This is a genomic window from Mesorhizobium sp. ES1-6 (assembly GCF_020164775.1).
GTDB lineage: Bacteria > Pseudomonadota > Alphaproteobacteria > Rhizobiales > Rhizobiaceae > Mesorhizobium.
Window position 1 is genome coordinate 195,521 of the sequence record NZ_JAIUGU010000007.1, and the last position, 11,106, is coordinate 206,626.

The following is an 11,106-nucleotide window of genomic DNA, read 5'->3' on the forward strand; positions in this document are numbered from 1 at the left end:
TCAGCTATAGGGCGAATAGCATTGCTGGCGCGGGCCGTTATAGGGCTGGAACGTGTTGTCGTAGGCGCGGTACGACCGGTAGCGGTTGTAGCACCATTGCACGTGCGCGTTCGACAGCCGACCGGCGCGGTAGTGGCGGCGCGGCGCCGGCGCATAGTAGCCGTCGTTATAGTAGCCGTTGTTGTAGATGCTGCCGAGGCCGAGCCCCAGGCCAAGGCCGAGCACCGCGGCGGCGCCGTCATCGTAGTAGCGTCCGCCACGATAGTGATGGCGGCCATGGCGCCAGCGCCAGTCATCGCCACGGCTCCAGTTGCCGCCACCGTTCCAGTGGCGACGGCCGTTCCAGTTGTCCCCGCCATTCCAGTGGCGGCCGTTCCAGTTGCCGGACCGGCGCCATCTCCAATCGCCGCCATTGTTGTTGCCGCCGGCCCAGCTGTCGCGGACCGGGGTTATGGTCGGCGCGGCGGTACTGGCCGGGATCGACACATCCGGCTGCAGGATCGGACCAGCGGCGGATGGCGCCGTGATGCCGGACACGATACCGAGGGCTACAAGCCCGGATTTGATAGTGGAAGAAAAGAGCGAATTCATTGCACTCTCCAAGAGCTACAGGCCCCACGCCTACCCTGGAATGGGCATACTGTGGACCTTTGCGTCTGAACGGCGGATGAACGGAAAGGTTCCGTCAACCATGGCGCGAACCCCGCCAGGACCAATCGATCCCTGCCTGGGGTCCTGCGACCTTGTCTTCTGCCGCTCTTGCAGGCAAAGGTCAGCGCATGTCGCTGCGCCTTGCCACCTTCAATGTCGAGAACCTGATGAACAGGTTCGATTTTTCCGGCTATCGCAACCAGCTCAACGAGGACCGGACGCTGGCGCTGTTCGATATCCAGAGCGAGGCCGAATACAGGATGCTGGAACAGGCGCGCGCCATCGCGCAGTCCGACGACACGCGTCAACTGACGGCGCTGGCCATCGCCGCCACCCGCGCCGACATCATCTGCATGCAGGAGGTCGACAATATCGAGGCCCTGAAGGCGTTCGAGTACGGCTACCTGTTCAAGATGGTGGGGCAGGGCTACCGGCAGAAATACACCACGTCGGGCAATGATTCGCGCGGCATCGATGTCGCCGTGATGATGCGCAACGAAACCGCGCAGGGACAGCCGATCGAATTCGTGCGCATGACCAGCCATGCCTATGTCACCTACGAGCAGTTCGGCTTGCATACGCCGGAGCTGGCGACCCTCGGCAACCAGGCCAATGAACGCATCTTCCGGCGCGACTGTCTGGAGGTCGACATCAAGGTGGGCGGCGCGCCGATGACGCTTTATCTCGTGCACTTCAAGTCGATGGGTTCGCCCCGCAACGGGCTCGACGGACGCGAAGCGACAATGCCGGTGCGCGTCGCCGAGGCGCAGGCCGTGCGGCGCATCATCGAGGAGCGTTTCGGTGCGGAGCACGCGGCCGACAAGCGCTGGGCGATCTGCGGCGACATGAACGATTACCGCCAGCGCGTGAAGATCGCCGGCGACGAGGTCGACGGTTACCGTTTCGAGGTGGTCGACGAGAACCTGTCCTGCATCAATGTGCTGACGGCGGGCGGTTTTTGCGAAAACGTCGTCGAGCGGCGGCCGGAGATGAACCGCTGGACCTTCTATCACACACGCGGACCGGAAGAGCGGCATCTGTGCCAGCTCGACTACATCCTGCTCTCGAAGGGACTGGCGGCGAAGAACACCACGGCGGTTCCCGACATCATCCGCAACGGCCAGCCCTGGCGCACGATCTTTCCCGCCGGCCAGGAAGTCGAGCGCTTCCCGCGCGCCGGCTGGGACCGGCCCAAGGCCTCGGATCATTGCCCGGTGGCGATCACGCTGGACATGGCCTGATGGGCATTATGGGGCCTGATGGGCGGAGCCGACATGAGCTTTGATCTTCCGCGCAATGTCATCCTGCCCGTCGACGCCATCGACGTCCGTCTCGACCCCGGCCCGCACCCGTTCGCACTGGAGAATGCCGAGGCGATTGCCGCGAACTGGCAGAGCGAGATCGCCGCCAAACCGGCGCTGTTCGACGGGGTCGTGGTGCTGCTTTCGGAACTTGCCTATCGCGACCGCCGCCTCATCGGCCGCTGCCATGCCGTCAACTACTCGACCTTCATGCTGTGGCGCAAGCGGCGCGAGAATTCCGGCGCCGAGCATGCCTATGGCCATGCCATGCTGGTGGCCGGAGACAATGCGCTGGTGGCGATCCGCATGGGACGACACACGGTGGGGGCCGGCAGCGTCTATTTCGCAGCCGGCTCGTTCGAGCCGGTCGATTTCCGCGACGGTCTCGTCGATGTCGATTTCAACATGATCCGCGAGGTGCGCGAGGAAACCGGCCTCGACCTGTCGGATGCCAGGCGCGGTGTGCGCTGGCACGCCCTGTCGACGGCAAGCGGCACCGTCATCTTCCGCCGCTATCATGTCGACGAGCCGGCCGACGAGATCGCGCGCCGGATCTCGGCCTTCGTCGCCACCGAAGCCGATCCGGAGATCGAGGGGCCGGTGATCATCCGCCATGCCGGCGACCTGCCGGAGGGGCTGGCGCCACACATGAAGCCGCTGGTCGAGTGGCATTTCGCGAACGGGTCTAAATTGTAGTCCCCTTGCACGCGCCTACGGAGAAGCGCCGAGAGATTGCGGTTTGATATCAAAATTGATAAAATGCTATCAACGATGTCATTTTAAGTGGATTGCTATCAATGAGCGCCGTCACTATCCGCAATTTGCCGGAGGAAACCCTCCGCGCCTTGAAGGTGCGGGCAGCGCGGCACGGCCGCAGCACTGAAGCCGAGATGCGTGAGATCCTGGAGACGGCCGTGCGGCCAGCCAATCGGGTCGAACTCGGCTCGCTGCTTGCAGCCATCGGCCGCGAGGCCGGATTGACGCAAGAAGATGTCGATGACTTGCAGCAGCTCCGCGACAAAACACCGGGCGAGCCGGTGCGGTTCGAATGATCCTCATCGATACCAATGTCATTTCCGAACCGTGGAAACCTGCGCCAGATCCCCGCGTCATCGCGTGGCTCGACGCCCAGGCGCTCGAAACCCTGTATCTCTCGGCCGTCACCTTGGCCGAACTGCGTTTCGGTATCGCGGCGATGCCCGTCGGCAGGCGGCGCACGATCCTGCATGACCGTCTGGAGCGGGACGCGCTGCCGCTGTTTGCGGACCGCATCCTGCCTTTCGACTTCGACGCTTCGCAGGCTTACGCCAAGCTCATGGTGCGGGCGAGGGCAGCGGGCAAGGCGATCGGCAACGCGGACGGCTACATCGCCGCCACGGCCGCGGCACACGGTTTCACGGTCGCCACCCGCGATACAAGTCCGTTCGCGGCCGCCGGGTTGAGTACCGTCAATCCGTGGGACGCCGCGCTTTAGCTGCCATGCCCCTATGAGATCTTGCCCTTGCGGTCATTGCGCGCGGCGGCAAGGAACAGGATGAGGCCAATGCCCAGCAGGCCGCCCATGGCCATTCCCATGGTCTGGCCGACGACCGCCTGGAAATCCGCTGTGACACGATCGGGATTGGCCATGCCGTAGCGGGCGAGCCATAGCCAGATGCCGGCGAGCGCGGCCTCGACGATCACCATCACCAGGATCACTCGCGCCTTCTTGCTCATGCATTGTTCCTCGCCCGGAGATGTCTTGCCTTAGCATCGCCGGTCGCAGGGCGACAGTGTTGCCGATGCGGGCAGGCGTTCAAGGTTGGGGAAAGCCGCTGCGCGCAGCTCTCTATTCGTGCCGCAACGCGTCGATCGGGTCGAGCCTGGCGCCGCGTAGCGCCGGGAAGAAGCCGAACACCATACCGATCAGCGCGGAAAAGCCGACCGCGAGCAGGATCACGGCCGGGCTCGGCGCGAACGGTATGGTCAGCGTCGCCGAGGCGAGGCCGGCCAGCCCCAGGCCGAGCAGGATGCCGATGATGCCGCCGAGCAGCGACAGCACGGTCGCCTCGACCAGGAACTGGATGAGGATGTGCTTTTCATGCGCGCCGATGGCGAGCCTGATTCCGATCTCGCGCGTGCGCTCGGTGACCGACACCAGCATGATGTTCATGATGCCGATGCCGCCGACCAGCAGGCTGACGCCGGCGACCGCGCCCAGCATGCCGGTCATGGTGGTGGTGGCGCTGGCCATGGCGTCGGCGATCTGGGTCATGTCGCGGATGCCGAAATCGCTCTCGCGATCGGGGGTGATGCGCCTGGCATCGCGCAGGATGTCTTCGACACGCGGCTGCAATTCGGTGGTCGGCGTGCGGTCGTCGGCGGCGATGTAGATGTTGTCGATGTCGCGGTTGCCGGCAATGCGGCGCTGATAGGCGGCGAGCGGCATCAGCACGACATTGTCCTGATCCTGGCCGAAACCGGTATAGCCCTTCGGTTCGAGCAGGCCGATGATCCTGCAGGAGGTGCGGTTGACGCGGATGATTTCGCCCTCGGGATCGCCGGCGCCGAAGAACTGCTGGCGCACCGTCTCGCCGATCAGGCACACGCCGGTGCCCGAGCGGGTTTCGGAATCGCTGAACGGGCGGCCGGACACCAGCTTCCAGTCGCGCGCGTCGAGATAGGCGCTGTCGGTGCCGGTGACGCCCGAGGTCAGGCTCTCGGTGCCGAAGATGACGCGGACCTGCTTCTGCGCGGCCGGCGAGATGGCGCGCGCGCCGGTGAGATGCACGACCAGCGCCGCCAAGTCCTTTTCGGCGAGCGGCCGCACCGCCTGGTCGAGCCCGCCAGGACCACCGGGACCGGCGGGCCGCCCGGCGCGCACCACCAGCAGATTGCTGCCGAGCTTGGAGATGTCGGCCTTAACCTTCTGCGTGGTGCCGGAGCCGATGGTCAGCATGGCAATGACGGCGGCGACGCCGATGACGATGCCGAGCAGCGTCAGGAACGAGCGCAGCACGTTGCGGCGGATCGAGCGCAGCGAGAGGCGGACGGTTTCCCAGATCATAGTCTATGCCACTTCCACGTTCATGGAATCGGAGGCGACATGGCCGTCGAGGAAGCGGATGGTGCGCTCGGCGTATTCGGCGACATCGGCCTCGTGCGTGACCATGGTGATGGTCAGGCCAAGCTCCCTGTTCAGTCGGGTCAGCAGCTCCATGATCTCGTGCGTGCGGGCGGTGTCGAGATTGCCGGTCGGCTCATCGGCGACGAGCAGGGTCGGCCTGGTGACGATGGCGCGTGCGATCGCCACGCGCTGCTGCTGGCCGCCCGACAGTTCGGCCGGCGTGTGGTGCTCGCGGCCGACGAGGCCGACCTCGGCCAGCGCCTGCATGGCAAGGTCGCGCCGCTCGCGGGCGGCAACGCCGCGATAGATCAACGGCAGTTCGACATTCTCGGCCGCCGTGGTGCGGGCCAGGAGATTGTAGCCCTGGAAGACGAAGCCGACATAGAGGTTGCGCAGCATGGCGCGGCGGTTGCGGTCGAGCCGGCCGGCATCGACGCCCATAAAGGAATAGGTTCCGGCGGTCGGCGTGTCGAGGCAACCGATGATGTTCATGGCCGTCGACTTGCCGGAGCCCGACGGGCCCATGATGGCGACGAATTCGCCGCGCCGGATGGCAAGGTCGACGCCGGCCAGCGCATGCACCTTGGCTTCGCCCTGGCCGTAGCTCTTCCAGACCTTGTCGAACGTGATGAGGGCTGCACCGGCGGCCATGGCGTCAGCTCCGCGACTGCGAGGCCGTGATCACCTCAGCGCCTTCCTCCAGGCCGGAGGTGATCTCGGTCAGCTCGCCGTCGGTGGAGCCGATCTTGACGTTGACGGGACGCGGCCGCCCGTTCTCCAGCACATAGAGCGTGCGGGAACCATCGGTCGGCGCCTTCGCGGGCTGGCGCTGGCGGTTGCCGCGCCCCATGCGGCCGGTGAACAGGTCGCTCAGGCTCCAGCCGCGCGCCGCCTGCTGCGCCGGGCGATAGCGGAACGCGGAAGAGGGCACGGTGAGCACGCCCTTGGCCTCCCGCGTGACCACCGAAACGGTGGCAGTCATGCCGGGCCGCAGCAGAAGCTCGTTGTTGTCGACCTCGAGCCGCGCATTGTAGGTGACGACGCCATCCGTCGTGACCGAGGCATAGGAAATGTCGCGGATCTCGGCATCGAAGGGCCGGTCAGGGAAAGCGTCGACGGTGAAGCGGGCATGCTGGCCCGACTTGACCGCGCCGATATCGGCTTCGTCGACCGCCGCCACCAGCTCCATGTTCCTGAGATCGGCGGCAATGACGAACAGAACCGGCGCCTGCAGCGAGGAGGCGACCGTCTGGCCGGGGTCGACGGAGCGCGTCAGCACGATGCCATCGATCGGCGCGTAGATCGTGCTCTTGGCAAGGTCGGTCCGCTGCGCCTTGAGGTCGGCCTGGGCGATGGCGAGATTGGCTTTCGCACTGTCGAGCGCCGCCTTGGAGCGGTCGCGCGTGGCGGTTGCCGCCTCGAGCGATTGGTCGGTGGCCATGCCGCGTTTTGTCAAGGCCGCCGCGCGTAGCAGCGCGCTCTCGTTCTCGGCCAGCGTCACCGTGGCATCTTCGACATTGGCAGCGGCGCCCTTGGCGGATGCCTCGGCGCGTTCGATCTGGACCTCGAGTTTCACCGTATCGAGTGTGGCCAGCACGTCGCCCTTCTTGACCTGCTGGTTCTCCTCGGCGGAGACCGAGCGGATGATACCGGACAGTTCGCTCGATATGTCGACCTGGGTCAGGGGCTGCAGCGTGCCCGTCGCCGACACCTGGACGGTGAGGTCGGCCCTGGCGGCCGGTACCGTCGTGTAGTCAATCCTGGCCGGCGTGCCCGCATACCACTGATAGAGGCCAAGGCCGGATGCAAGCACGATGAGGGTCAGCAACGCATAGAGCCAGCCGCGCCGGCGCGTCTTGCGCCGGCCGGTCTGGTCGAGACCGAGCGCCGTCTCGATGGCGGAATCCGATTCCGTCTTTGGCGGATTGACAATCTGGTCCACGCCAGACCCCTATGATGCGCAATGTCCCTATCTGTGCACAGATCAGGCTTGATGGTTCGAATATCAAATTAAATTTCGCCCATGTTGGGATTGAGGCAGGAATGCAAACCCGGAATTACTTGCTTTACGATGTGTTTACGACCGAGCGACTGGCCGGCAATCCGCTGGCCGTGGTGTTGGATTGCAAAGGTCTGGACACCGCCGCGATGCAATCCATCGCACGCGAGTTCAACCTGTCCGAATCGGTCTTCGTGCTGCCGCCGGACAATCCCAAGCATAAAAACCGCATCCGCATCTTCACGCCGGATTATGAAATGCCGTTCGCCGGGCATCCGACCGTCGGCTCGGCGATCGCGCTGGCGGAACTGGCCGGCGAGGGTGGCGCCGGTATCTTCGTGCTGGAAGAAAACATCGGTCCGGTGCGCTGCGCCGTGAGCCAGCACGATGGCGCCACCTTCGCTGAATTCGACCTGGCGAAATTGCCGGAACCGCTTGAGCTCCAAGCCGATCCGGTGTCGATCGGCGCGGCACTCGGCCTGGCGCCGCACGAGATCGGCTTCGAGAATCACCGTGTCGCGTTCTGGTCGGCCGGCGTGCCCTATGTGACCATTCCGGTCGCCAATCTGGAGGCGGCGGCCCGGATCCGGCTGGACAACCAGGCGTGGTCGGAACTGGCGGCGCGCAAGAGCGAATGGGCGTTCGCCAGCCCTTACATCTATTGCCGCGAGACGGTGAACCACGAAAGCGCGTTCCATGTCCGCATGATCGTGCCCGGCACGCCGTCCTATGAAGATCCGGCGACCGGTTCGGCGGCGGCGGCCTTCGCCGGCGCCATCATGCATTTCGACGCGCCGACGGACGGGATTTCGCAATTGTGGATCGAGCAGGGGCTGGAGATGGGCCGGCCGTCGCGCATCCGCCTCGAACTGACCGTACAGGGCGGAAAACTGGCCTCCGCGCGCATTGGCGGCAATGCGATCAAGGTGGCGGAAGGCAAGCTTTTCGTCTGATCGCAGCTGCATTTTTTCCCGGCACGACAAGGCTTGATGCGATTTGTCGGGAAATGATTCCAGCAGGGCTGGACAGGACCGGCATCGGCGGCTATATGCCCGCCAACGCCGGTTTTTGCCGGCCGAGTGGGTGCGTAGCTCAGTTGGTAGAGCAGCTGACTCTTAATCAGCGGGTCCACAGTTCAATCCTGTGCGCACCCACCAAATTTTCAAGAAAATTGGTGGAAGACCTTGGTACCAGAGACGCGTTGACGCGTCTTTGGTATGCGTCGATGGTGGCACGAGCCTGGATTGGCCGCCGACTGCTACAAGCTAATCGGAACCGGTTCGCGACCGTGTCAGCGCTGCCGTTGGGCATGGGGGCGCAAGCCGGACCAAGAAGAACAATTTTCTCAATTTGTGGCAGACGGGTTATATGGTTTGTTGGAAAACCAAGCTAAGCCTGACTCATCGCTTTGCTCCCGGGGATCAGGATGCGCGCACTCAAACTTGCCCTTCTTGCCTCGTTGGTGATTGCCACCCCCGCTTTGGCGGCGGACCTCTCCCCCCAACCGACCGAGCCTGTGGCTTATGACTGGACCGGCGTCTATGTAGGTGCGGAGGCGGGGTACGTTTGGGGAAGTTCAACTTACGACAGCGCGGGGTCTCCGGCTGGCCCCCCCTACACTAGCGCCTCACTCAATCCTAAAGGCGCCTTTGGGGGCGCATACGTTGGCTATAACTACCAGTTCGATGGTAACTATGTCATAGGCGTTGAAGCGGATGCCAATTTCGCCAGCGCCAAGGCGGACAATACGTTTTCTGGGTTTCCTCCCCCTGCCTTCGCAAGCAGTGATTTGAAATGGTTCGGATCGGCACGCCTGCGTGCAGGCTACGCATTCGATCGTTTCTTGCCATTTGTAACCGGCGGTCTGGCGATCGGTAAATATTCCGCCGGAACCAGTCTTTCCCCTTTTCTAGGTTCTCCTCCAAGCGAGATCAGCGATACCATGGTTGGTTGGACGGCAGGTGCCGGACTTGAATATGCCGTGACCGACAATTTGATTGCGCGCGTCGAATACCGCTACTCCGACTATGGCCGTCAATCGCAATCTACGCCGTTCATCTTCACGACGCAGGCTGCCAGAGTTGATCTTACTACCAACGATGTCCGTGTTGGACTTAGCTACAAATTCTGATTTCGGACCGTATCTCTTGCAAGGCCTCGCTTCGGCGAGGCTTTTTTGTTGTGTGAATGGCCCGGGGCTCACCACGCCCCTGCGAGCGCTTATTTCTCCGAAACGCCTGCCTCGGCAAAGCTCGCCATCTTCGCATGGCATTCCAGCGCCGAGCGCACGATGTTGACGGCGAGGCAAGCGCCGGAGCCTTCGCCGAGCCGCATGCCGAGATCGAGCAGCGGCGGCAGGGCGAGCGCTTCGAGCAGGCCGCGATGGCCCGATTCGGCCGAGACGTGCGCGGCGATGGTGTGGGCAAGGCCGGTCGGGTGCAGTTTCGCCAGGGGGGCGGCGGCTGCGGTGCAGACGAAGCCGTCGAGCAGCACGGGTATGCCGAGATGCCGTGCGGCGAGCGTGGCGCCAAAGATGGCGGCGAGTTCGCGTCCGCCGAGGCTGGCGGCGACCGCCAGCGGATCGGCAAGGACGGCGGCATGGCGCTTGAGGCCGGCCTCGATGGCGACCACCTTGCGTTTCAGGCCGGCATCATCGACGCCGGTGCCGCGCCCGGTCCATTTTTCGGCGCCACCGCCGAACAAGGCAGCCGAAATGGCGGCGGCCGGCGTGGTGTTGCCGATGCCCATTTCGCCGAAACAAACGAGGTCGAGATCATCAGTCACGGCGTCATAGCCGGCCGAGACGGCGGCGAGAAAGACTTTCTCGTCCATCGCCGATGTCTGCGTGAAGTCACCCGTGGGTTGGTCGAGGTCGAGCGGGATGACGTCGAGTTCGGCGCCGGCGATGCGAGCGAGTTGGTTGATGGCGGCACCGCCGCCAGCAAAATTCGCCACCATCTGCACGGTGACTTCCGAAGGGTAGGCCGACACGCCTTGCGCGGTGACGCCGTGATTGCCGGCGAAGACGAAGACTTTCACCCGGTCGAGCCTGGGCATGTCGCGGCCCTGCCAGCGCGCCAGCCACGCGGCGATCGATTCGAGTTTGCCGAGGCTGCCTTGCGGCTTGGTCAGCGTGTTCTGGCGGCGGGCGACCGCATTGGCAGCCGTATCGCTGCCTGCGGGCAGGTCGAGGCAGGCGGCGCGCAGTTCATCGAGGGAATTGAAGGGCATGGGGGCAAGGTCTCCGGAAAGGAATCAAGGCGAACGGATCAGGAAAGCGCAACGGAAGCGACGAGAAGCACGGCGATTTCGCTCACCTGCTGCAAGGCGCCAACCGTGTCGCCGGTCTGGCCGTCGATCTGGTTGAGGCAAAGCGCATGGAAGGCGGCAAACAGCAGGCCGAGCAGAATCAGCGCGGCTATGGCGCCGCCGGGGCCAAGCAACAGAAGCGGGATCGCGCCGAGCACGGCGCCGGCCATGGCCGTGTCGAGCGATACCGTGCCGGCGCCGGCCGACAGACCGTCGGATCGCGCCGGGGGCAGAAGATGCATGAAGGCGCCGAGCACGCCGCGCGAGGCCGCATGCGCGGCCACGAGAGCAAACAGAGCCTGCGTGGGTTCGACGACTTGCGACAGCGCGCTCCAGCGAAGCAGCAGCGACAGGACCAGCGCCATGGCGCCATAGGCGCCGATGCGGCTGTCGCGCATGATCTCGAGCTTGCGTCCGCGCGACTTGCCGCCGCCGAAGCCATCGGCGACGTCAGACAGTCCATCCTCGTGCAGGCAGCCCGTGGCGAGCGCGGTTGCCACAAGGGCAAGGGCGGCCGCTGGTCCCATGGCAAGGCCAAACCGCTCCGCCGTGGCAAAGACGATCGCGCCGATCAGGCCGACGACGAGGCCGGCAATGGGTGCGGCCCAGATCGCGGCGGCGAGGTTGCGGCCGCGAAAATCGAAGACGGGCAGCGGCAGGCGGGTGAAGAAGACCAGGCTAAGGGCGATGTCATCGAGGATTTGCCGAGGCGACAGCGCGATTCTTGGGAGCTTCATGGT

General features: G+C 64.6%; 13 protein-coding genes and 1 tRNA gene. 7 read left to right on the plus strand and 7 right to left on the minus strand.

Going from position 1 to position 11,106, the window contains the following annotated elements:
- Window positions 1–591 carry a BA14K family protein gene (locus LB564_RS19205; RefSeq protein ID WP_224540088.1) on the minus strand — a complete coding sequence of 197 codons (591 nt, stop codon included), beginning with the start codon at window positions 589–591 and terminating at the stop codon, window positions 1–3.
- Between the two features lie 188 nt (window positions 592–779).
- On the opposite strand from LB564_RS19205, the gene LB564_RS19210 reads away from it, so the two are divergent.
- The 4 genes from LB564_RS19210 to LB564_RS19225 all read left to right on the plus strand — a co-directional run bounded on the left by LB564_RS19210 (window position 780) and on the right by LB564_RS19225 (window position 3,426).
- Window positions 780–1,892, plus strand: coding sequence for an endonuclease/exonuclease/phosphatase family protein (locus LB564_RS19210; RefSeq protein WP_224540090.1), 1,113 nt, complete (start codon window positions 780–782; stop codon window positions 1,890–1,892).
- 33 nt (window positions 1,893–1,925) lie between these two features.
- Window positions 1,926–2,648 carry a hypothetical protein gene (locus LB564_RS19215; RefSeq protein WP_224540093.1) on the plus strand — a complete coding sequence of 241 codons (723 nt, stop codon included), beginning with the start codon at window positions 1,926–1,928 and terminating at the stop codon, window positions 2,646–2,648.
- Window positions 2,649–2,749: 101 nt separating this feature from the next.
- Window positions 2,750–3,004: a FitA-like ribbon-helix-helix domain-containing protein gene (locus LB564_RS19220; RefSeq protein WP_224540095.1), complete on the plus strand. Its 255-nt coding sequence runs from the start codon at window positions 2,750–2,752 to the stop codon at window positions 3,002–3,004.
- Window positions 3,001–3,426 (plus strand): type II toxin-antitoxin system VapC family toxin, encoded by a 426-nt coding sequence (locus LB564_RS19225; RefSeq protein WP_224540096.1) that lies wholly within the window; start codon window positions 3,001–3,003, stop codon window positions 3,424–3,426. The genes LB564_RS19220 and LB564_RS19225 overlap by 4 nt, the downstream gene beginning before the upstream one ends.
- Window positions 3,427–3,437: 11 nt before the next feature.
- On the opposite strand, the gene LB564_RS19230 is transcribed toward LB564_RS19225, so the two are convergent.
- The 4 genes from LB564_RS19230 to LB564_RS19245 all read right to left on the minus strand — a co-directional run bounded on the left by LB564_RS19230 (window position 3,438) and on the right by LB564_RS19245 (window position 7,000).
- Window positions 3,438–3,668 (minus strand): hypothetical protein, encoded by a 231-nt coding sequence (locus LB564_RS19230; RefSeq protein ID WP_224540098.1) that lies wholly within the window; start codon window positions 3,666–3,668, stop codon window positions 3,438–3,440.
- Between the two features lie 112 nt (window positions 3,669–3,780).
- Window positions 3,781–4,998 (minus strand): ABC transporter permease, encoded by a 1,218-nt coding sequence (locus LB564_RS19235; protein WP_224540100.1) that lies wholly within the window; start codon window positions 4,996–4,998, stop codon window positions 3,781–3,783.
- Between the two features lie 3 nt (window positions 4,999–5,001).
- Complete coding sequence (locus LB564_RS19240; protein ID WP_224540102.1) at window positions 5,002–5,709, minus strand: ABC transporter ATP-binding protein; 708 nt, start codon at window positions 5,707–5,709, stop codon at window positions 5,002–5,004.
- Between the two features lie 4 nt (window positions 5,710–5,713).
- Window positions 5,714–7,000: an efflux RND transporter periplasmic adaptor subunit gene (locus LB564_RS19245; protein ID WP_224540104.1), complete on the minus strand. Its 1,287-nt coding sequence runs from the start codon at window positions 6,998–7,000 to the stop codon at window positions 5,714–5,716.
- Between the two features lie 101 nt (window positions 7,001–7,101).
- Here LB564_RS19245 and LB564_RS19250 point away from each other — a divergent pair, with 101 nt between their 5' ends.
- The 3 genes from LB564_RS19250 to LB564_RS19260 all read left to right on the plus strand — a co-directional run bounded on the left by LB564_RS19250 (window position 7,102) and on the right by LB564_RS19260 (window position 9,188).
- Window positions 7,102–8,010 carry a PhzF family phenazine biosynthesis protein gene (locus LB564_RS19250; RefSeq protein WP_224540106.1) on the plus strand — a complete coding sequence of 303 codons (909 nt, stop codon included), beginning with the start codon at window positions 7,102–7,104 and terminating at the stop codon, window positions 8,008–8,010.
- A 128-nt stretch (window positions 8,011–8,138) separates the two neighbouring features.
- Window positions 8,139–8,214 (plus strand) — tRNA-Lys (locus LB564_RS19255).
- A gap of 269 nt (window positions 8,215–8,483) precedes the next feature.
- Window positions 8,484–9,188, plus strand: coding sequence for an outer membrane protein (locus LB564_RS19260; protein WP_140701797.1), 705 nt, complete (start codon window positions 8,484–8,486; stop codon window positions 9,186–9,188).
- Window positions 9,189–9,277: 89 nt separating this feature from the next.
- On the opposite strand, the gene cobT is transcribed toward LB564_RS19260, so the two are convergent.
- A complete protein-coding gene (gene cobT, locus LB564_RS19265; protein WP_224540107.1) occupies window positions 9,278–10,288 on the minus strand; it encodes a nicotinate-nucleotide--dimethylbenzimidazole phosphoribosyltransferase in 1,011 nt (336 codons plus the stop codon).
- A gap of 38 nt (window positions 10,289–10,326) precedes the next feature.
- A complete protein-coding gene (cobS, locus tag LB564_RS19270; RefSeq protein ID WP_224540109.1) occupies window positions 10,327–11,103 on the minus strand; it encodes an adenosylcobinamide-GDP ribazoletransferase in 777 nt (258 codons plus the stop codon).
- Window positions 11,104–11,106 lie beyond the last annotated feature (3 nt).